Below are 20,977 nucleotides of genomic sequence, written 5' to 3'. Positions count from 1 at the left end.
AAAAAAATGTCATCCCCAGCGACATCTAGTACACAGGCAAACGCAAACATGCCGCGATTGCTGATTCCCACGGGCTGCTGGAAGGTTGACGCCGACACCGACTCGACCAACGACCAGGGTTCCATCCGCCTGTCCGGCCACGCGTTCTCGGACATGTCGAAACTGGAGCAACGGGTGCAGACCATCCTTCTCACCCAAGACCAGGCCCACATGCTCATCTCGACGCTGAATGCGGCCCTGCGCGAACTGGAGCTCCAACGGGTTGCTGCCGTTGCCCGGGCTGCCGAGGGTGAAGGATTGGTCAGTCATTGGGACTACCCGTAGCCGGAGGATTGACCCGCCGAAGCACCGTTAGCCGAGCAAGGGTTCCGGTTCCATCCGCTTGCCGGGCCGTTCGTTTTCTGAAGGGTTGCAGAACACCCGCGTTACACAGAAAGAACGCTGCATCAGTGGGAGGCGGCACAAACTCCGCTTTGCTCATACCGGTGGACAAGTGGAAGACTGATGCGAGGAGCCAACACGTGGTCCTGCGTATATGCGCAGAACGGCCTTCAGCCTTCTCGATTTCCGCTCGCGAACAAGGCTTTCTTCTGGCGCCTGAGCAGACGCGTCAGATGATACGGGACCTGAGCGCAACGGTACTCACCCTGGACGCAAAGCGTAACGCTGGGTTTGACTTCGAAGACTCACAGCTCAGTCGTGAGTAACTTGCACTCTGGAGTCTCGTGGCCGGTCATCCCGGCATGGACGAATAGGCAATGGTGTATAACCTGAATTGTCTCGCGGCAGGACCCTCTTGGGGCCCTAGCGAGCTAGTTCACGTCGGCGCGTTCAGCAACGGGAAGTGAACGATTTCGGTCGTTGACGTTGATGTTAGTCTCTACCGTTGCAACGAGTTGCTATACGTTGATGAAGGGGGGATACGCCACAATGAACAACAACAAAAATCGGGCGCTCGAGGTCGAGCGCGACACAATAAGTTGCATCGCGAGCGTTGAAGCAATGACCGCGCGCTAGGTCGCGCTGCTCATTTACGGGACGGCGTCGCGCAGCGCAATCGCCTGCACTCAACATTCGCTGCGCCGACTGCGCGACAAAGGATTGGTCGCCCGAGTGGAGCTGGTACGCCGGGGCGGCCAACGACCAGGCCTGGCCAACGACACGCAACTATTTTCTTTTGGAAATAGACGCCGTTCCGGGTTTAGTAAGCGTAACTGGTGCGATACAATCTCGCCCTGTTCGCAAAGGTCCCTTCCCTCATAGCTCAGTTGCTAGAGCGCAACCTTGCAAAGGTTAAGCTCGCGAGTTCGGGCAGGGTCTGCCGCTGCAACGTTAAGTGGTATGTACGCCCATGTGGCTCAGTGGTAGAGCACTCCCTTGGTAAGGGAGAGGTCGGCAGTTCGATCCTGCCCATGGGCACCAAAGTTTGTGTCTGAAGCTGTGCCTTGATGACTTTTGGTGTCAACGCGTAGCAGTATCCGCCCCCTTAGCTCATTTGGTAGAGCACTTGACTTGTAATCATGAGGTGGTCTGTTCGAATCAGACAGGGGGCACCAGATTTCGCAAAACGGGTCACGCGATTTTTTTCGCGCGGCCCGTTTTGCTTGGCGGCTCTATCTCGTGTTTCGATACACCCTGGCGTTGCAGCCTGAGCAGGCACGACGGATTACCCGCGACCTGAGCACGGCGGTACTCGCCCTGCACGGAAAGCGTATGACTGGGTGTGACGGGGACTTTAGACGCTCGTGACATTAAGGTCGAACTTGCGAACCATCAGGGAAAAATGTCACCCCAAATGGCATCTCGGCTACCCACGGCTGGAAGAGTCATAGGCGTCGAGCCCCCGCAATCCACACGCGTTCTTGGCAAAGCCCGAACGGGCATGGAATCGTTGATGACCTGAGCGCCGCAGTGTTCGCGCGATACGCAAAGTGTAGGCCCATACGTCTTGCAAGAAAAAACAACGATGCCTTGGTGCCTATGCTTTGAGCTCCGCAGTCGTCGACTATGCTTGCCAGCACAGCAATTGACACCGTTTTCGGGAAGCAATTGTTCAAATTTATAGAGAAATTGGCCTCAAGTTTCAGCGATTATTGCAAATCAGACATTAAATCAAACTGAAAACGTTTCCGAGAAAATGATGTGCGATGCAGGAGTAAAATCTGGATATAATTGCGCCCGCCGCTACCGAGGTGATGAAGTGGACGTAGACGTAAAAAAAATACTGAGAAATCAAATCCTATTTTCCGCTGCCAGTGAGAGCGTCATAAGTCACGCAGCCGGGGTCATTCGCTTTGTCGAATACCAGACTCGAGATCCCATTTACTACCAAGGGGACCCCCGTTCGCCACTTGTCATGGTAATAAAAGGGCAACTACGCGCCTCGACAGTGTCTGAATACGGCGTGGAAGCGCCATTTAAGGTGATTAATCCAGGCGAAGTTGCAGGAATTCTCGCAATACTAGGCCGTTCACCGAGTCCGCTAAATGTCGCGGCAGTGAAAACTAGCCTCATTGGCATCCTCAATCGAGCCGACGCGCGAACTCTCCTGCAGGAGCCCAGCGTATCGCCAGCGCTTAATAGCGTCCTGGCCAGCGAGTTTCGGCGCATTGTTGAACAAGATGCAACGCAAGCACCATCACGCGCTGATTCCAGAATCTCCGCTTTAATCGAAGCATCGTATAATGTCATCAAAGAGAGCGGATCCGGAATAATCGAGCTTCCGGACCAGGTGACTATTGCCGCCATGGTAAAAGTCAGTCGAGAAACCGTCTCGCGCGTGCTAAAGACGCTTGAGCGTCGCGGCATGATTTCAAAAGAGGGGCGACGAATTCGAGTCCTCGATTCCGTTGCATTGCACAAGTTAGCGACCGGCTAAAGCAATTTGTAATTTTATGCAGAACTTCACGCAACAATGTTTTATTGGCTGCGTGATGCTATTCGTCTTTATTGCCTGAAAGCTATGAAATCCCATAACTTGAAAGGCATACCAAGCGTTTGGTACGTGCACAACTTTGACCGGGGCGTTTTTAATGTGAAACATCTTGAAAAGTTTGCAGAATTTCCATAGCACGGCCAGTCGCGGCGGCGAAATGCATAAAGAAAAAGAAGCACTGCTGCGTCAGCAGAGCCTGTTTTCTCTGTCAGATGACCGTGTCATAGCCAAAGCCAGCGCGATGCTGCGTATCGCACAATTTAAGGCCGGTGACCGCATTTGCTTCCAAGGCGACCCGCAGTCCCCTCTCGTGTTCGTGATTTCGGGGTGGTTACGCTCTTCGACGGTCTCAGAGGAAGGAAGCGAAGTGCCTGTACGCATGGTCTACCCAGGACAGTCCGCGGGAGAAGCGGCAATTGTTAAAGGCGTACCCATTATTGTAAATATCGAGGTTATCGAGGACAGTGAGGTTGGTCTCTTCAATCGCAGCGATGCAACCGAATTGCTCAAGGAACCAAGCATTTCGCGCGCATTGAGCACGATCCTCGCATCACAGGTTCAATATCTGGTGACACGCCATGCCGCCAAAGAATCACCTCGCGCTGATTCGCGGATTTCAGCAATCATTGAATCGGCGCTTGACGGCATAAAAGGCGAAACAACACCGCTGATTGAACTGCCGGACCAGGCGACAATTGCCGCAATGGCAAAAGTTAGCCGCGAGACAGTGTCCCGAGTGCTCAGATCACTTGAGGATCGCGGTGTGATTGCCAAGGATGGACGACGGATTCGCATTTGCGATCGCTTACGACTCCGTAACCTTGCAGCAGGATAGGTTAGGGTCGGTGGTGAGCAGTACAGGCTCGATGCTCGTGACAGCGTCCGACGATTGCATTTAGGTGAAGAAAAGGAGCGTCGGCTGTTCAAGCCGACGCTAAAAGCCTCTGGTATCGAGATCGTGTTGCGAGGACCAAGGCGCTCTGATTGTGTCCGGTTCCGATCAAAACTGCTGTGACGGAACGCACAAATCGCGCCAAGGTTCGTCGGTAGGCGTCCGGGGCTGTCGCCATGTATATAGCGGCGGCACTGCTGAGGTTCACTTCGTTTGCTGGCGCGTAGACGGATGGTCGCATCGTACCCGGGCAGATTATGCAGAACACCATTCCGGTCAGCGACACCCCCGCAAGCGGGTTAATACCGACTGAAGTTGCTTGCGACGATGCAAGGTTGGTGACGGCTGCAAAGCCACGGGTGGGTGACGGTGCGCAGGCGGTGCGCGCAATCACGTCCGCCAGGGAAATCGGAACGCTTGAGAAGACAATCCGAGGGTCCTGCGAACACGCGTACCACGCCATACAACTCACAGATATGCCCTCCCGGCCGCAACGACCTGAGTAGCAGTGCATGCCCGCAGCACCTCGGTACTGCTAATTACCCGTCCGCTCGCGCTCTGGCCGTGTGACCCGTCTCACGTGCGCACGATTCCCCGCCCCAGATCGCTATAACGGGGCATCATCAGAGTAAATTTCAGGCCCGTTTCATCTCAGGTTGCCGAACTGCTGCTCCAGAATTTATGAAACTTCGTCGTTGAGAGAGACCGTTCATGGCTAAAACGCGACAGTGTCTCCAATGGAAGCCGATGCACCTTTTCGCGGATTTTGAATGCCCCCCGCAAACCCTGGTGGTAAATATTCACGCCCTCGAGCGCGACACCCTCGTATCCACGCTCGACGATGGCGACTTCCGCGGTGGAGTCACTCAAGATCGTCGCCTGCTCCAGTTCTTCAGACCACCGCCTTTTCCGCAACAGCTTGCTTCGCGGTGGTCTTCCCGACCACAATCTCCTTGGCCGCCGACGCTTCCGTTGCTACCGCGGCGTTCGTACCCGGCTTGGGTCTGCGCTTCTTGCCACCAACATGAGCGTCGATGTCGGCAATGGTTAAATTGTGTTTTGCCATCAGGTCACGAATCTTCTCGATGAGGGCAGACGATTGCTTTGCAATGAGTCCGTCCGTCTGCGCCTGCAATCTGGCCAGCTTCGTGGATTTGTATTAATGTAGCCACGGCAACTCCATTTTTCATAATTCGATTGCGCGCACTGTGCCGTGAGCGCGCATAATATGGCTATGACGTTGCGGCCTTTCTGAATTTCGATGCCAGCCCCGGCACCACGCCCCGGTTCGAACCCTCACTCATAGTGTCTGTAGCGGCGATACGGTATGAGCATGCCTGGCCTAACTGCGCGGGGCGTTTCGCGCCGCACGCTTAAGGCACTCAATTTGCTAAATGAACGTTAGCCTTTAAACCTCGGCTGGATGAGCGATTCATCCGTTGTAATTGATTGTGGACAAAGAGGTAATGTATGGATGAAAGAAAGCGGGACAGCATAGTGGCTTATCTCCGCCGCCGTATGAAGGAATTTGGCATCAAGCCGGATGACCTGGCGTCAGCAATTGCGCGCGACCAGCTAGCGCAGCAAGGAGCACGCTACCGCAGTGCGACGGGCGACACCTGGAATGGCGAAGGAGAGATGCCGCAATGGTTGAACCAGGCGATTAGCGCGGGACAAGCCATCGAACACTTCGAAGTGTCGTCGAAGCAGGAGCCATCGTCGAAGAAACCAGGAAAGGTTGACTGGCGCGATGACCCGTTTGCGGGCAGCCCACTGGCACGAGTGCAGCGATAACGCCAAGACCCTGCTTTCTCTGCCTCCGACAGAAGCGGTCCGCAAGCGTTCGAACAGGCCGCCTATCGGGATAGCGTGACGTTCCGAATGCGTGACACAATCAGTCCATCGTCATCGATATCAAGCAGTCTGACCGAGATCTTGTAATCGTACAGATAGGCCTCTCGAACCTGAAATTTCGAAATGCCGCTATCTGTGATGACGACCGGCAACTGACATCTACCGCTTCGCCAGTCAGCCCCGGAAATACCTGCGACGCGGGATATTTTCCGTAGGTTTCGCATTGATAGTCCCTCACATGGTCAGCTTATGGCTGTGTCTCCGGCATGATGAAGCTGGTGTTTGGCCTGGCAACGAAGCTTTCTTCGCTTGCCGCCGAAAATTGCGAGGCCGGAAACACCTGTGGCGGATAAATTCGAATCGCACTTCCGACCTCTTGTTCCCTCAGACCGGCGAAGCCGAACTCGGTGGCAAAGCGGCCAGGTTGCGACTGCGCCGGTGTCGTGAAGATTCCAGTAAGTAAGAAAATCTGATTGGCGTGGGTGAACTCTACGAGCGCGGCATTGACGAGTTAAATAGCTTGCTTGCCAACACCGCGGACGGTATCGCTCATCGCTGCAAGCGACGTCATCGAGTGAACCCGCGACCGCAACCCCGGACAGCGGTTCATGCATTGCGTCAATGCTGGCCCGCGTTCAGTAGCATCCAAACCTGCCGCCTCGCCGGGCCGTCAAGAATGCGCGCAAACACTGCGCGGCACCGGATGCAGGTGTAGTGTTCCTCGATACGAGCCTCCTTGACCGCCCCGGCGCCGTTAAGCGTCAGGTCCTGGTGTGGTGGCTCCGCTGCCGGTTGCCCGTACAAATCTGCACAACGTGCGCAGGGTTGAATCCACAAGTCCATTCCTTTCTAGCCTCGCGTCCATGTTCATAAATTCAAATGGTAACGATACTGCGGACACCCGCCTGATCGCAATTTTCAGGCCTCAGTTTTTGTGGTGCCAAAAAATCCGAAAGACTCCCAATGGAAGATCTGTCCGCCCTATCCTCCACCAACCTCAGCGAGTTATCCCCATTTTTTGTGGGCAAGGTTGTGGACAACCTGCCTGAATGCAGGGTAACTGATTGATGTCAAAGTGAAAGCCCCGACTGCTTTATCCGCAACGTTAAACGTAGAGACCAACGTCTTGTCACCTGACGGCCGATAAAGGTATCGAGAGACTCGCCTCCGAGCCGGTCGAACGGTTCGATGCGAAAGCGATAATATATTCAGGCATCTGAGGAGGTCACGCGAATGTGCACAAGTTACGAGTCCAATAATCCGAAGGAAGATTTCGACGCGTTCAGCATTTTCCCGGCGCCCGATTTTGACTACAAGGCTGAGATATTTAAGGACTACGTGGCGCCAATATTTCGGCGCGTAGAGACCGGCTTCGAGACAGCTCCCGCGACATTCGGCATGGTCCCGCGTAAGCGCATTCTGCCCCACGTTAAGCAGTTCGACACAATGAATGCACGCGCCGAATCAGTAGGCGAAAAGCGTAGCTTCAGTGGCGCATGGAGCCGGCTTCAACTCTGTCTCATACCGTGCCGATCGTTCTTTGAGCCAGGTTATGAGACTGGAAAGCCGGTCCGCTGGCGCATCGCGCTTGCTGGCAATGAGCCGACAGCCGTTGCAGGGTTGTGGCGTGAATGGGACGAGCCCGATGGCGGCAAATCGCTCTCTTTCACGATGCTGACGCTCAATGCCGACGACCATCCACTAATGCGGCGTTTTCACAAACCTGGAGACGAGAAGAGGTCGGTGGTCATGGTTCGACCGAATGCGTACGAGGACTGGCTGCGATGTCGGAACACCGACGAGGCGAGGTCTTTCCTCCAGCTGTACCCGGCGGGCGAGATGCAAGCAGAGCCCTTTCCGCTGCCGCCAAGAACGTCCAAACCCAAGTTTCCGAAAGAGAAGCCACCGGAGGACGGGCAGCAATCGCTACTCGATTAAGGCGGTGCTTGCAGAGCATCTGTCACTCAAGGGCAAGCGCTAACTCGCTCCTTGCCGGCGGAGCCGCGTAAATCCTGATGGTCGTCATGACGTACGCGCCTTAGCTTGTACCCGGCGGCCGTTCACCCGAGAGCTCACCTGACGGTGCGCGACGGGCGCGGCCACCGACAATGACTCAAGACAGAAAATGATGAACGCTTCGACTTTCGCAGCCCGATGGCGCCGGGATGGGAAGAGCGCATACAGCGGAAATCTTTCGTCCGCCCAATCCGGGAAGAGGTCCACGAGCAAGCCGTCGCGCATCATCTGCTCGATGCCAATTTCCATCACTTGGGCGATGCCAGCGCCGGCGATGCACGCGCCGAGCATGGTTTCCACATCCGACACGAGCAGGCGCCCCTCCGCGGGTATTTCCGCGACCTTCTTGCCCCGATGGAATTCCCACTCGAAGGGCCTGGCTGTCACCGGGTTGTAAAACATGATTCGTTGATGTTTCCTCACCTCCTCCGGATTGCCTGGCTTCCCGTGCTCAGCCACGTACCGCGGAGACGCGACCGTAATGATGCGCGTCTCAAGCAGCTTGCGTGCAACCAGTGTTCCCCCTGGCGGGGAGCCAAAACGCACCGCGAGGTCAAATCCATCAGCCACGAGGTCGCCGACGTCGTCGCGCATGATGAGTTCGAGCGAAAGGTCAGGATGACGCGCCAGAAAATCTGGCAATCGTGACGCCAGCACCGTCCTTGAAAAGAACGGGTCGACGTTGACACGGAGCTTTCCCTGCACAACGTTCGCTGAACCGGACGCTGCTGAAGCCGCCTCTTCGATGCCGGTCAGATGGGGGCCGACCGCTTCATACAGCCGCCTCCCTTCGTCGGTTAATGTCTGCGAGCGCGTCGTACGGTCGAGCAGCCGCACGCCTACCCGCTTTTCGAGGCGGGAAACAGCGCGGCTAACGCCCGATGGCGACAATCCCAGAGCGTCTGCTGCACGCACAAAGCTGCCGCTCTCCGCGACTGCAGCGAGTACGGTGATGCCCGCAAACAGTCGGCCATCAAACGTCATGCTTTCTCCAATGCTTATCTCATTTGGAGAGTTTAGTCACGAGTGATTTGAACAGCACGTACTTTATTCAACAATCAGAAAATGCGAGATTGTCGTCCTGACCCCGCGGTGGCTTGCGCGGCTGACCTGAACCAGCTTGGGAGAGTAGCAATGGAAGTTTTGAAGACACAGGGAATTGAACTGCCGCGCCTCGGATTCGGCACATTTCGTATGCCGGGCGGCGGCTGCCAGCCGGTAGTCGAAAGTGCACTGGAGCTCGGATATCGGCACATCGACACCGCCGAGATGTATCAAAACGAGGAAGCTGTAGGCGCCGCCATTGCTGCTGCGGGTCTCGCGCGCAAGCAACTGCATCTGACGACCAAGGTATGGCACGAGAACCTCAAGCCAGAGTCTATTCGTCGCGCACTGGACGCCAGTCTCGGAAAGCTCGGTGTCGATTATGTCGACCTGTACATGGTGCATTGGCCGTCGCGTGACATGGACCTCGGCGCCGTCATGGAGACAATGCAGGGCTTTCTGCAAAACGGGACCGTTCGTTCAATCGGTGTGTGCAATTTCAACATGACGATGTTGCGAAAGGCCGTCGAAGAAATCGGCGCACCGATTGCCTGCCACCAGATTGAATACCACGCGTTCCTGGGCCAGTCGAAAATGCTGAGCTACGTGCGCGAGAAGGGCATTCCACTCGTCGCCTATGCCCCGCTTGCACAAGGCAGGGCAGCAAGCGACCCTGTCCTTCAGGGAATCGGCGCCAGGCGCGGCGCGACTGCGGCCCAGGTCGCACTTGCCTGGCTTCTGGAACAAGAAGGGGTCGCCGTCATCCCTAAGGCTCAACGCCGCGAAAGCCAAAAATCCAATCTCGACGCGCTGGCGGTGAAACTCGACGATGAAGACCGGCACGCTATTGCGGAATTGCCGAAGAACCAGCGTTTCGTCACTCCGCCGTTCGCGCCGGAATGGGACGCGTAAGCGTCGTCGACCTTCGCGTGAGCCGCCACCACTATTGAGCGAATCAAACGAGCGCCACCCACGCTTTCTCGTCGACCTTGACCGGGACCGCCTCCAGAGCAGAGCCTGTACAGGGACCGTCAATGCACTGCCCGTCATCGAACCTGAACAACGCGCTATGGTGCGCACACATCAGAACTTGCGACCGGTAGCACGAGACGGTTCCCGGCTCGAAATCGAGCTGTACCGAAAAGTGCGGGCAACGATTCACATACGCCCACACTTGCTGACCACGCCGCACAACCACCACTGGACGGCCGGCACGTTCTTCGTCGATAACGCGCGCACCACCGTCCGGCACTTCGGCGAACCGACATAATTGACCTGCACTCATCGCTCACACCCTTCGCTCTGGATTCCCAAGGCTCCAGTCCCACGGGCGTACTTCGACCCGCGCGAATAGGCCTTCCTTCATGTAAGGGTCGTTGCCGACGAACTGCATGACTGCGTTGATATCGTCGGCCTCGACTACCAGAAGTGTTCCGTTCATTACGTTGCAAAGCGGCTCCAGCGTCGAGCCACCTAGCCTCACAAACACACCGTGCTGCGCGGCTGAGCGCAGGTAAGTCCGATGGCTGGGACGAACGCGTTCGCGGACCTCACGCATACCTGGCTGGTCCGTGGCAAAAACTGCGAAGAATCGCGCCATTTCTCTGTCTCCCCGCTCAATGTGGTGCTCTCCCCTTCCACGCGTCCCGAAGCAACTGGTAAATCGCTTCGCGCTCAATGGGACGAGGGTTCGCGTATGGGTTCTGGCAAGCGAGGTCCGCAGCCTTACCGAGGCCACTTTCCGGCATGCCGATATCTGCGAGCGCCACCGATATGCCGAGCTGCTGGTTTAGTCTGAACAGCAGCGGACCGGCATCTGCAGCGTGGTTACCGCCGAGGGCACGGGCAACTTTGCCCAGCGCTTCCGGCGCCGCAGTGTGGTTGTAGTGGGCCGTGTGCGGAAGCACCGCTGCGTGGGTCTGCGCGTGGGGCAGATTGAAGGTGCCGCCCAAGGTATGGCAGAGCTTGTGATGCAGCGCCATCCCCACCGCGCCGAGACAGGTCCCAGCGAGCCACGCGCCATACAGTGCGCGTGCGCGCATCGCCTGGTCGTCCGGCGCGCGGACGACCACAGGCAAGGCCTCACCGAGTGCCCGTATCGACTCCTCCGCCATAAGACTGATAACCGGGTTCGCGTCTTCGGCGTACAACGCCTCCACTGCGTGCGCCATGGCGTTCATTCCTGAAGCGGCGGAGATATCCGGCGGCAGGGAGAGCGTCAAAGACGGGTCATACAGCACGGTACGCGGCAACACGCGTGCATCGCGACCCGTCTTCTTCAGATGCCCTTCCGTGAGACCGAAAATCGGCGTCATCTCCGAGCCAGCGTAAGTTGTCGGCACGGCGATGATGGGCAGCGACGACTCGAGCGCAATCGCCTTACCGAGCCCGATTGTCGAGCCGCCTCCAATCGCGATGCAGCAGTCCGCGTCCAGTCCCCTAGCCATCTCGCGAGCTGCGCGCGCAACTTCGACGGGCACATGCATGACTGCTTGAGCGCATACGCCGGCAGCCCGCTCGCCTAAGATCTCCCTCACCCGGTCAGCAAGGTGGCGCTGCTCGGGCGTTGACAGAATGAGCGCACGACGCGCGCCGAGTCGGGTAAGCTCGTCTGGGAGCCGCGCAAGCGCCCCCCATTCGAACACCACACGGGACGGTGTACCCTGATAGACGAAGCGCTCCACGTTGACCTCAGCGCTTGAAGTGCGGCGGCACGTTGCCGTCGACGTTGACCCACACGGACCGCGCCTCGGTGTAGTCGTGCATCGCCTCGAACCCCATCTCACGGCCGTAGCCCGATTTCCCCACGCCGCCAAATGGGCTGCCAGGATTGACGCGCTTGTAGCAGTTAATCCAGCACATTCCCGCGTTAATTTGCGAAGCCATCTTGTGGGCACGTGAAAGGTCCCGGGTCCACAGGCCGCTGCCGAGACCGTAGTCGGTCCCGTTCGCGATGGACAGCGCCTCTTCGTCACTGTTGAAACGCAGTACCGTCACAAAGGGGCCGAACACCTCTTCCTGAGCCACGCGGTCAGCCGGCGTTTTCGCCTCGAGGACGGTCGGCCGGACGTAGTAGCCGTTTGCGAGAGCAGGGTCTTGCGGGGAGCTACCGCCTGTGAGCACGCGACCGCCCTGCTCGCGCGCCACATCGACGAACGCAAGCACGCGCTCCTGGTGTTGCAGCGAGGTGAGCGGGCCCATTTCTGTATTCGGGTCGAGCGGATTGCCGACACGGATAGATGCCGCCAGCGAGACGAAGCGCTCAAGGAAAGCATCGGCGATGCGCTCGTGCAGAATGAGACGCGAGCCAGCGATGCATGCCTGCCCCTGGTTGTGGAAGATTGCCCACGCAGCGCCGTTAATTGCGGCATCCAGGTCTGCGTCGTCAAAGACGATATTTGCGCCCTTTCCGCCCAGCTCCAGTTGCACGCGCTTCAGATTACCCTGCGACGCTTCGACAATGCGTCGCCCTGTCGCCGTCGAGCCCGTGAATGCAATCTTGCCGACGCCGGGATGCTCGGCGAGACGCTGACCAGCCGTGTGGCCATAGCCTGGTACGACGTTCACCACGCCCGAAGGAAAGCCAACCTCGGCCATCAACTCAGCGATGCGCAGGGTCGAGAGCGGCGTGATTTCCGACGGTTTAAGCACAACCGTATTCCCTGCTGCGAGTGCAGGTCCCATCTTCCAGCTCGTGAACATGAGCGGAAAGTTCCAGGGGACAATCTGCCCGACGACCCCGATGGGGGCGCGCTGCACGTAGTTCAGGAAGCCGGTCTCGACCGGAATCACGGAACCCTGAAGCTTGTCAGCCATGCCACCGAAATACCGGAAGCAGGCTGCCGTGCGCGGCACATCGAGCGCCCGGGAATCGCGAATCGGGTGACCGGTGTCCAGCGACTCCAACTGGGCCAGTTCCTCTGCGTTGGCCTCGATGGCATCAGCGAGGCGAAGTAACAGCAGCCCGCGCTCTGCCGCCGCCATGGCCGACCATTTCGGGAAAGCTCGACTGGCCGCCTCGACTGCGCGGTCCACGTCGACCGCGGTCGCCGCTGCGATCTTCGTGATAAGCGAACCGTCGTGAGGATTGAGCACGTCGATGGTGCCGCCTTCGGCGGCATCAACAAAACGGCCGTCGATGAAAAGTTGGTTTTGCATAATTCGTTCTCAGGGAGTTGCTGACTCGCTACTTAGAATTCAATCGGGTACGGCGCGAACTCGCCGCTCTCGTATCGCTGCGGAAGATCCGGTGTGGCGTTCTCCCAGACGAGCAACATCGAACGCTTCGTCGAGTACCCTTGATGCCGGATGTCGGCCGGCATCGCGCAGATGTCGCCTGCGCGCATCGTGATGCGTGCGCGCGGCGCCCCCGAGTTCTTGTCGCCGACATCCCAGACAATTTCATCGGAGAGTTGCAGGAACCATTCGACGCGGTCGTTTCCGTGGAATACCGGCAGGATGAACTCCTCGGTCGTCGGACAGAACAGGCTGCGACCGCAGACCGACGTAACGGACGGATTCCACGTCACATCGGAGCGCGACAGATACTTGAAGAGATTGAATGCCCGAAGCTCGCTCTCGAAACCAGGCTCGATGTGCACCTCGGGCTCATCCTGAGCGACATCGAGAAACGCCCGGTTGACTGGAAGGTCGTCGCGCAGCGGTGAATCTCCTTCGAGGCCCGGCATCCTTCGCGTCGCAATACGGGTACGTTCGATTGCTGCGCTGTTGTCGCCGTGTTTGCGTCCGAATGCACTACCGGTTTCCTCCGGGGCCGCGAACGGGTCGAAGCCCTCGTTCGTCCAGTCGTGCAGCATGGCCTTGAAGGTCGCCATGATGGTTGGCGTCTCGAACGTTTCGGTGTAGTCGACGCCAGCGTCTTTCAGGACTCCATTGAAAGAGCCTGCGTAAACATCGACCTTGCCGTAGTGATTGCGCGTGCCGAACACATGGTCAAAATTCACCCAGCCGTAGAAGAAGCCCCACGCAACATCGCGCATCATCGCGCGCAGGAATGCGTCTGCTGGAACTGCGTGAGTGCGCGCCTGGCCTTTCGCAGGCCAGCTGATTTTCACAAAATATTCGTCGCGGTGAAACTCGAATTCACCGAGCTGGAAACGACGGTATCCGGTGACTGCATCGGGTTCCGTTGCGCGTACCGTATCAGCGGCGAAGCCTGCTGAGTGGTCGAAGGTTTCGAGGGTAGCCATAACTTGTCTCCTGGGTATTCGAATGGTCGTTGGACGATGCATCAGTGCAGGCAGATGTCCGCCCACTTCTCCACGGACAGCTCGCCGAGAACGGTCTGCACGAGCGCAACGCCAGGCTTGCGTGCGGTAAAGCGATACGCACAGCCCGCCGGCAACAGAGCTTGATGCCCCTTGCGCAGCACGGCGTGCCCCATCGAACGGCCTGCAGGATTGTCGCCAGCATGAATGGTCCCGCGCCCTGACGTCGGCGGCGTATCGAGCTTTATGAAATCGATCTGGATTTCGCCATCCATCAGGATGACGAATTCATCGTGTGCACACGCGAACCAGGGCGACTCACCTTCGGTTCGGAGTACTTCGATGACGTATTCGAGATTCTTGCCGACTACGACCTTCTCGTAGCATGCCGACTTTGACGCCACCTCGAAAATGTTCGAGAACGCATAGTGGCGAGCGCTGCCGCTGGTGATTTCAATCTCGCCCTTGTGATAGCTGTCGAGCGAGCCAAAAGTAGTGTGATATGCCGTTTCGGTCATTTGCTGTCTCCGGTTGTTGGAAGCTTTCGTTAGCTTCAACTCTAGGTGCAAGGAGCGACAGCAACAACCCGTGGGATGGCGACTACGGCATTTGCGTTTTGCAAATAATGACGGCTCTAGCGAACCCAGCCGCGCTCGATCAAAGGCACGTCCCATGCAGGTTCGGGCCCGAGGTATCCCACGAGGAACTCGACCAGCGCTTTGACCTTTAAAGCCTGACGCTGTGTTGCCGGATAGACGGCGGCGAATTGAAGTGAAGTTAAATCGTAGTCCGTCAAAATCGGAACCAGCGAGCCATCAAGCAGCGCAGCGCTCGCAACCAGCGTTGGCAAGCACACTACGCCGCCCCCGGTGAGCGCGTAATCGCGAAGCAAATGAACCGAATTCGAGCGAATCATCCCCGGCAGTTCCATCTCGACAACATCGTCGCCGCGCTTCATGGTCCACCGGTTTCGCGAAGGATATCCGGAGTAGAGCGCGGTGGTGTGCTGGAGCAAGTCACGGGGGTGTTGCGGCGCACCATGTTGTTCCACGTAATGAGGCGCTGCGCAGAACAGGCGGCGAACGGTGAAGAGCCGTCGTTCGATAAGCGATTCGGAAATAGGTGGGAATATCTGGAACGCGATGTCGAAGCCTTCCTCAACCGGGTCGACGACACGGTCGTTGACAATCACGTCAAGCTGGATGCCCGGGTAGCGCCGATTGAACTCGGCCAGCGGAGCGCCGAAATGGCCCAGAGCATAGCCCGGCAGCATCTGGATGCGCAGCCGCCCCGTAGGGGTTGCTCGAAGCTCGCGCATCTGGTCCGTCAGTTCATTGACGCGACCGACAACCTCCGCGCACTCGCGGTAGAACGCCTCTCCAACGTCCGACAAACGCACGTGGCGCGTACTGCGGTGAAACAGTGGCGCGCTGACGAATTTTTCCAGTTGTTGAATCCGGTTCGTCACCACTGAACTGGTTACACCAAGCTGCCTCGCGGCTTCGGTGAAGCTGCTCGCTTCCGCGACCCTCACGAAAGCCTCGATGCTTAAAAACCGGTCCATGCCGCATCCTTTTATTGGATTCAACGCCCTCAGTGTATATGGACCGGAGGAGCCGCCGTGCATCACGCACCGACGGCCGCTTCACTGCTTATGCGCCGTAGAGTCCGCAGTACCAGTCACGGTCCCGGGTCACCTTATCTCGGCTGCTCTCCCGCTGCCAGTTCCGGACTCAAGGGCGCACGACGCGCCAGGATTGCCGGCGCGGTCTCCTTCAGTAGCATGCTGACGGCGATACCCAACACCACCGCGACCATCGGCAGCCAAAGAATGTTCTGAATGCCGAAGTGCGTGGCGACGTATCCGCCCAACGCGGGCGCAATTCCGCCGCCGAAGATTTCGCCTACGCCAACGACGACGCCAATGGATGTCGAGACAAGACCGACTGGCGCAGCTTCTGTAGCGACGGGTCCGGATAGCAGCGAGACGAGGCCGAGCGTGAAGAACGATGCGACGAACAGGACAGCAAACAATGGAACCGCCTGCGGTCCAAGGCCTCGGAAAATGTAGAGCATCACTGCGGTCCCTGCAAAGCCGACGATGCTCGCCGTCCGCCGCCCGACGATGTCAGACAGTCCTGGCAAGCCGAATTGACCGAGGAACCCACCAAAGCCAATCGCCGAGACAACGAGCCCCATTCGCTGCGTATCCAGCGACAGATACTGCGTGAGATAAAGCGGCAGCAGCGCGCCCAGAACGAACACCCCGGTCATCGCGCAGCAGAGGGCGCCCATCGCTACGACAATGTTCCTGCTCTTCAGGACGTGACCGAGTGAAGCGGGGGTATGTCCTGAAGCAACCCGGTGCGTCACCTTGGGTTCGCGTATGACATAAAACATCATCAAGCCGAGTATCAGGCCCGGAACTGCCACCAGCGCAAACACCCAACGCCACGTAACATAGTTGAGCAATTGTGTAGCAATGATAGGGGCCAGCGCCAACCCAAAAAGCGCGAATCCGCTTTGCTGAAGGCCGAGATTCAAACCGCGTCGCCGAGGATGGGACGCGTCGTCGGTCGCCGCGAAGCTCGTGGGACAGAAGGACCCTTCCGCGACACCCATTAAACCTCGAATGGCTATCAGGCTGAAGAGGCCGCCCGCGAGACCCGACACACCCGAGAGCAGCGAGAATGCAATGATGGCAGGGATGAGCACTTTGCGGCGGCCCACCTTGTCCGAGATGCCACCCGTCAATGCTGCGAAGACGCCCCACGAAAGGCCGAGCATGCCAATGCAGTTGCCAACGTCCTGTGCAGTCAGGTTAAGGTCCTTCATGATTGACGGGAAGAGCGGCGCGATGAGCCAGCGGTCTAGCCCGACTAACCCGAACCCGAGCGCTAGCAGCGTCACCGCCTTCCATTCGTAGGAAGTATCCCGTTCGTTTGCCTTCATTTCCGTCTCCGTGAGGGTTGATTCAAGTGCGCAGACGGCAGCGTCTCTGCACGGCTCAACCCCAATGTCTTTGAGTGCGACCTCAGTCGCGAAGAATGGCCAGCCGTTTTTCTGGTGCGCTGCGATTTGAACTCACCGGGCTGACGCCATAAAGATAGGGGCAAGGCTCACCAATCGAGTATCGGAGAACGGGCGAACGCGCTATTTGCGAAATCAGAACAATCGGTTGCGGCAAGCCGGATGCGAGTCCAGGAAGCCGGGCGCGACCACCAGCAGAAGGGATTGCCTGTCGGTTTGTGGCCTCCTGGGACAATCCCTCGTAGACATCGGAGGACCCAAGTGGCGGTTCGTTTGACGATGAATATTGGAGGGCTTTGCATTCCACGAATAGCAATGCAGCGGAACTCGGTAGACTCAGCATTTAGAGATGCTCGAGGTCGCACCGAAGTCGGACCGCATACAGACCGGGGTCATGAAAGTCGCCGCAGCGTGAAGCGTGCGAGGAACTGAGGTTCTTCAGGTTGTCGTGTATCGACGACCCACTCCGGCAGCTTTGGATGCTGCGGCACGTTCTTCGAAATATGCGCGGTCGAGAGGTATCGTTACGTCGAACATCGAGGCTTTCCGCTGGCCTGTGGGCCCCCAATATTCAACCTGCCCTTGCTGGCCAACGACGATGACCTCGCGGGCACCACCTTCCAGATAGGCCGCTACCCGCCGGTCGATGTCGTGCATCCGGTCGCTATCAAGCAGCACCTCAACGCAAAGGTCGGGAACAAACGGCGCCGGGTCGTCCCGGTCGAAACTCTCCCACTTGTCACAGGGCATCCATACGACGTCCGGGACCCTGATGCCGAATGACGAGGTTGTAACTGCCACCGACATAGCGGCAAGGTGACCAATCTGCTCAGTCAGATGGCAATAGACGTCCGTAAGCACTATCTGACGCCTGGCGGATGGGGAGAGATTCGGCATTGGGTCGCCGAGTTCGTCTAGCTCGTATCTGTAGTGCCCAGCAGGTTCTGCTTCGGGGACAAGGCGATGCCACGCTGCGAGAAGTTCGTGGCGGTCCAGAAGTGCAGGTGTGCCCATAGTCATCTCGCAGGGAAGTCGCGTAAGCGTAAACCCCCTGATCAAGCCTTGACAATCGTTATATATTGGTGCGACGCACAATCAGGGACATGCTGGTCACGATGCAGCCGCCGAGTTAATCGTCTTGCCGGGACCCGCTACAACGTTTCGGCCTCCCATCCTGTGACTCGTAACAGCCTGATGTTCATCTGATTTCTTAATTTTATTGTGCATCGCAGCAGCGGACCGAGCGTGAGCATGCAATGAGCACCCGACAATTTGATGATTTACGATGTCAGGCAGCATGATGCGAACTTGGTCCACTACGAATACGCGCCAAAGGATGAGATGGCTCGATACATATAAAACCTGGCAACGCAGGTCAGGGCAATCCGTAACCCGCTTTGTGGCGGGCGCGCCGCAAAATTGGAATAAAAACGCTGGCACCGCAGGACCGGCAAGCGGGATGTATCAAAAGCCTTAGTGCCAAGTCCCCGCAGCAGGGGCATTACCGGCTGACGACAGGAGGTCGAACATGAAACTTGAGGACGCCACTTTCAGGCGATTACGCCGTCTCGCGCCGGTTCTGGATGATGTGCTTAACGCAGGAGAGGTCGAGTTCGCAGACCAGGCCATCGACCTGGCATCATTGGCCCAGCTTTGCTCAGAGCTTTTCGACACGTACCACGAGCAACACCCAAGCGAAATTGCGCAGGCGCATGCCGATTCCGTTGAGTCGCACTAGTACGCGGGACTTCGTATCCGGGCTCCCACCAAACGGACCGTCATGCCCCGCTTTGCCCCTAGCTGTGTAGCGCCTCGCGCTCGCGCTGCTTTCGATGCTCATGGCGAATATCGGTACCCCGAACAACGTACACGACGGCTTCAGCTATGTTGGTCGCATGGTCGCCGATACGTTCGATGGCCTTCGCGATGAACAGGTAATCGAGCCCCGTCGAAATCCCTCGTGGGTTCTCCATCATGTATGTCACCAGCTTGCGCACGAACGCCCGAAACTCGTTATCGATGGCCTCGTCGTCCCTGATAATCTGGTCTGCTGCAGCAGTGTCCATACGCGCGAACGCGTCCAATGCACGGCGCAGCACATTCAGCGCCATTTCTCCCGAAACCTTGATTTCAGTGATATTGATGTTTGGCGCGCTGCTGGCCGTCGCGATGCGTCCGGTTCGCTTCACTATCTTGCGAGCTTCGTCCCCTGCGCGTTCCAGGTTGGTTACGCATTTTGAAGCGGCCATCAACAAGCGAAGGTCCCGAGCGGCCGGCTGGCGACGAGCGATGACATTGGTAATCTCTTCGTCGAGTTCCATTTCCATCACGTTGAGGCGGCGTTCGGCTTCAAGCACGCGCTCGATAAGGTGCGGGTCGAATGTGTTCAGCGCCTCGATTGCGTGGACAATCTGTGACTCCACCAGCCCGCCCATTTCGAGCAGTCGGGTTGAAAGCAGGGTGAGGTCAGCATCAAACTGACGTGAGAGATGTTTGTCCGGCATTATTTTCTCCTCAATCGAGGCCCCGATAACTTGGCTACGCCAACGACGTGGGGGTCTTTCATCCACCGGATGGCGTCAACCGCCGAGCTGGCCGGCGAATTTTCAAGTTCCGCACCGAGCACTGGCTCGTGCCCCCGCCTGACCGTGCCCGGACCACCACGACTGAAAACCTCAACCGTTTCGATGGTTGATAAAAACAGTATATACCGTATTATTCAAGTGAAAGAATTCGATTCACCACACATGACCACTCGCCCCGGTCACGCAGCCAGCGACGGCCCAGTTCGTCCGCTGCGACAGGTCCGGTACGTTTGCGCGCAGGCTAATACTGATTGCGGTCAAACCGCGCATGCGTGCATGCTTCGGCTAACATTCTGGCAAACGACCACGACCCGACGCACGCAACACGATATTCATGCACCGGGAGGCTTTTGGCATCCCGTACATGGTCGATATGTCACTTCTACAAGATTTCGGGGACTCATATGGCCGCAAAGCGCAAATCAAAAGAGAGAAACGCCGCGTCAGGGGAAACCTCGCGTGCGAGCAACGAGTTGAAGGCGGCTATCGAGCCGGTTGCCACTGCACTAACGGAAGAGCTTGCGGCCCTTCTTGCGGCCGTTCTGGATGGCCGTAAAAAGAAGACTCTTGACCGGCTATCTCAAGCGCTAAGCGAGGCAGTTCCCACGTTGCTACAGCGCGCAATCGAGGACGAGTTACTGGCGAGCGGCGAAATCGCCCGTGAACGTCGGACCCGGTTTGCGACAGTACTGCGGGGACGTGAAACAACTGCGAATTCTCCACAAGCGTTTGCCACCGAGAAAAGAAACAGGCTCGAGGAAGATGAAGGCAATGGTTGGATGTCGACCGACGCGGCCGCCCAGCTTCTGAACTTGTCGCCCGCACATGTGAAAGCGCTTTCGGAAGATGGAAAGCTAGGTCACGTCGACACTAACGCCGACGGCGTGACGATGCTCGAAAGAACGGCGGTCCTCCTGTACTACCAGCGAAGGAAGTAAATGTAGCAAGCGGCACCGTTACGAAGGACACAAAGTTTGTTGAGGCGTCAGGCATCCTCGGCTCGTTCGACACACAGCGCGCAGCGGAAATGGTTGGCCTAGCGTGGGCTCGCGCCTGGGTCGACAGCCACGGTTAACTGAGCCTTTATTGCTCTGGGCCAAATTGATTTCGCGAACGACGACAGGCAGCAATCTCCAGGCACTCTAGTTCGCGGGCGGCCGCGGTCGTGAGGCTAATCAAATATCCCCGTTCTCTCGGGCTTCTACTCTGGCGAGCCTTCTTCTAAATCCTCGTCCTTTTCGCCATCCTCAGACTCAATTCGGGTTGTACCGCCACCGGTAACTGGGTCGCTGGCAGGAAAAGTGTCTTCAAGTGCTTTATCAACCTCTTGCTCCTGCTTTCCTGCATTGGAATTCTGTTCCTGATGGCTTGCTGTCATTGTCGTCTCCATCGG

General features: G+C 57.7%; 22 protein-coding genes and 2 tRNA genes. 10 read left to right on the top strand and 14 right to left on the bottom strand.

Annotation, left to right across the window (positions count from 1 at the left end; genetic code table 11):
• The first annotated feature begins 48 nt into the window (after nucleotides 1-48).
• From WCA85_RS02775 to WCA85_RS02755, 5 genes are all read left to right on the top strand, one after another.
• Nucleotides 49-324 carry a hypothetical protein gene (locus tag WCA85_RS02775; protein WP_424061620.1) on the top strand — a complete coding sequence of 92 codons (276 nt, stop codon included), beginning with the start codon at nucleotides 49-51 and terminating at the stop codon, nucleotides 322-324.
• A 1,023-nt stretch (nucleotides 325-1,347) separates the two neighbouring features.
• Nucleotides 1,348-1,422 (top strand) — tRNA-Thr (locus tag WCA85_RS02770).
• Nucleotides 1,423-1,480: 58 nt separating this feature from the next.
• Nucleotides 1,481-1,556, top strand: a tRNA-Thr gene (locus tag WCA85_RS02765).
• Nucleotides 1,557-2,200: 644 nt separating this feature from the next.
• The gene (locus WCA85_RS02760; protein ID WP_424061619.1) at nucleotides 2,201-2,878 is read left to right on the top strand and encodes a Crp/Fnr family transcriptional regulator; all 678 of its coding nucleotides are present in this window, start codon (nucleotides 2,201-2,203) and stop codon (nucleotides 2,876-2,878) included.
• Between the two features lie 166 nt (nucleotides 2,879-3,044).
• Complete coding sequence (locus WCA85_RS02755; RefSeq protein WP_424061618.1) at nucleotides 3,045-3,770, top strand: Crp/Fnr family transcriptional regulator; 726 nt, start codon at nucleotides 3,045-3,047, stop codon at nucleotides 3,768-3,770.
• Between the two features lie 708 nt (nucleotides 3,771-4,478).
• On the opposite strand, the gene WCA85_RS02750 is transcribed toward WCA85_RS02755, so the two are convergent.
• The gene (locus tag WCA85_RS02750; RefSeq protein WP_424061657.1) at nucleotides 4,479-4,697 is read right to left on the bottom strand and encodes a hypothetical protein; all 219 of its coding nucleotides are present in this window, start codon (nucleotides 4,695-4,697) and stop codon (nucleotides 4,479-4,481) included.
• Nucleotides 4,698-4,719: 22 nt separating this feature from the next.
• Nucleotides 4,720-4,962, bottom strand: coding sequence for a hypothetical protein (locus WCA85_RS02745; protein ID WP_424061617.1), 243 nt, complete (start codon nucleotides 4,960-4,962; stop codon nucleotides 4,720-4,722).
• Between the two features lie 335 nt (nucleotides 4,963-5,297).
• On the opposite strand from WCA85_RS02745, the gene WCA85_RS02740 reads away from it, so the two are divergent.
• Nucleotides 5,298-5,621: an H-NS family nucleoid-associated regulatory protein gene (locus WCA85_RS02740; RefSeq protein WP_424061615.1), complete on the top strand. Its 324-nt coding sequence runs from the start codon at nucleotides 5,298-5,300 to the stop codon at nucleotides 5,619-5,621.
• 1,293 nt (nucleotides 5,622-6,914) lie between these two features.
• A complete protein-coding gene (locus WCA85_RS02735; RefSeq protein WP_424061614.1) occupies nucleotides 6,915-7,619 on the top strand; it encodes an SOS response-associated peptidase in 705 nt (234 codons plus the stop codon).
• 84 nt (nucleotides 7,620-7,703) lie between these two features.
• Here the strand turns inward: WCA85_RS02735 and WCA85_RS02730 are convergent, their stop codons facing one another.
• Entirely contained in the window at nucleotides 7,704-8,681 is a 978-nt protein-coding gene (locus WCA85_RS02730; RefSeq protein ID WP_424061613.1) for a LysR family transcriptional regulator, read from the bottom strand.
• A 150-nt stretch (nucleotides 8,682-8,831) separates the two neighbouring features.
• Here WCA85_RS02730 and WCA85_RS02725 point away from each other — a divergent pair, with 150 nt between their 5' ends.
• On the top strand, nucleotides 8,832-9,653 hold the full coding sequence (locus WCA85_RS02725) for an aldo/keto reductase (protein ID WP_424061611.1): 822 nt from the start codon (nucleotides 8,832-8,834) through the stop codon (nucleotides 9,651-9,653).
• 43 nt (nucleotides 9,654-9,696) lie between these two features.
• Here WCA85_RS02725 and WCA85_RS02720 read toward each other — a convergent pair whose 3' ends face one another.
• The 9 genes from WCA85_RS02720 to WCA85_RS02680 all read right to left on the bottom strand — a co-directional run bounded on the left by WCA85_RS02720 (nucleotide 9,697) and on the right by WCA85_RS02680 (nucleotide 17,896).
• Complete coding sequence (locus tag WCA85_RS02720) at nucleotides 9,697-10,026, bottom strand: Rieske (2Fe-2S) protein (protein WP_424061610.1); 330 nt, start codon at nucleotides 10,024-10,026, stop codon at nucleotides 9,697-9,699.
• Between the two features lie 3 nt (nucleotides 10,027-10,029).
• On the bottom strand, nucleotides 10,030-10,341 hold the full coding sequence (locus tag WCA85_RS02715) for a YciI family protein (protein WP_424061609.1): 312 nt from the start codon (nucleotides 10,339-10,341) through the stop codon (nucleotides 10,030-10,032).
• 16 nt (nucleotides 10,342-10,357) lie between these two features.
• Nucleotides 10,358-11,425, bottom strand: a complete 1,068-nt coding sequence (locus tag WCA85_RS02710) for a maleylacetate reductase (protein WP_424061607.1) — start codon at nucleotides 11,423-11,425, stop codon at nucleotides 10,358-10,360.
• 7 nt (nucleotides 11,426-11,432) lie between these two features.
• Entirely contained in the window at nucleotides 11,433-12,899 is a 1,467-nt protein-coding gene (locus tag WCA85_RS02705; RefSeq protein WP_424061606.1) for an aldehyde dehydrogenase family protein, read from the bottom strand.
• A 32-nt stretch (nucleotides 12,900-12,931) separates the two neighbouring features.
• Complete coding sequence (locus WCA85_RS02700; protein ID WP_424061605.1) at nucleotides 12,932-13,951, bottom strand: hydroxyquinol 1,2-dioxygenase; 1,020 nt, start codon at nucleotides 13,949-13,951, stop codon at nucleotides 12,932-12,934.
• Between the two features lie 41 nt (nucleotides 13,952-13,992).
• Nucleotides 13,993-14,487 (bottom strand): hydroxyquinol 1,2-dioxygenase, encoded by a 495-nt coding sequence (locus WCA85_RS02695; RefSeq protein WP_424061604.1) that lies wholly within the window; start codon nucleotides 14,485-14,487, stop codon nucleotides 13,993-13,995.
• Between the two features lie 116 nt (nucleotides 14,488-14,603).
• Nucleotides 14,604-15,533, bottom strand: coding sequence for a LysR substrate-binding domain-containing protein (locus WCA85_RS02690; protein WP_424061654.1), 930 nt, complete (start codon nucleotides 15,531-15,533; stop codon nucleotides 14,604-14,606).
• A 134-nt stretch (nucleotides 15,534-15,667) separates the two neighbouring features.
• Entirely contained in the window at nucleotides 15,668-16,921 is a 1,254-nt protein-coding gene (locus tag WCA85_RS02685; RefSeq protein ID WP_424061603.1) for an MFS transporter, read from the bottom strand.
• A 516-nt stretch (nucleotides 16,922-17,437) separates the two neighbouring features.
• Nucleotides 17,438-17,896 carry a Uma2 family endonuclease gene (locus WCA85_RS02680; protein WP_424061601.1) on the bottom strand — a complete coding sequence of 153 codons (459 nt, stop codon included), beginning with the start codon at nucleotides 17,894-17,896 and terminating at the stop codon, nucleotides 17,438-17,440.
• Nucleotides 17,897-18,527: 631 nt separating this feature from the next.
• Here WCA85_RS02680 and WCA85_RS02675 point away from each other — a divergent pair.
• The gene (locus WCA85_RS02675; protein WP_424061600.1) at nucleotides 18,528-18,737 is read left to right on the top strand and encodes a hypothetical protein; all 210 of its coding nucleotides are present in this window, start codon (nucleotides 18,528-18,530) and stop codon (nucleotides 18,735-18,737) included.
• Between the two features lie 58 nt (nucleotides 18,738-18,795).
• On the opposite strand, the gene phoU is transcribed toward WCA85_RS02675, so the two are convergent.
• Nucleotides 18,796-19,503 carry a phosphate signaling complex protein PhoU gene (gene phoU / locus WCA85_RS02670; RefSeq protein ID WP_424061599.1) on the bottom strand — a complete coding sequence of 236 codons (708 nt, stop codon included), beginning with the start codon at nucleotides 19,501-19,503 and terminating at the stop codon, nucleotides 18,796-18,798.
• A 485-nt stretch (nucleotides 19,504-19,988) separates the two neighbouring features.
• Between phoU and WCA85_RS02665 the strand changes: the two genes are divergently transcribed.
• Entirely contained in the window at nucleotides 19,989-20,522 is a 534-nt protein-coding gene (locus tag WCA85_RS02665) for a hypothetical protein (protein WP_424061597.1), read from the top strand.
• 263 nt (nucleotides 20,523-20,785) lie between these two features.
• On the opposite strand, the gene WCA85_RS02660 is transcribed toward WCA85_RS02665, so the two are convergent.
• The gene (locus WCA85_RS02660; protein WP_424061596.1) at nucleotides 20,786-20,962 is read right to left on the bottom strand and encodes a hypothetical protein; all 177 of its coding nucleotides are present in this window, start codon (nucleotides 20,960-20,962) and stop codon (nucleotides 20,786-20,788) included.
• Nucleotides 20,963-20,977: the final 15 nt, after the last annotated feature.

Origin of the sequence: Paraburkholderia sp. (assembly GCF_049581445.1) — a bacterium.
In the GTDB taxonomy this organism is placed as follows: domain Bacteria; phylum Pseudomonadota; class Gammaproteobacteria; order Burkholderiales; family Burkholderiaceae; genus Paraburkholderia.
Note: the sequence above shows the minus strand (reverse complement) of the source record. Positions and strands in the feature narration are given on the sequence as shown.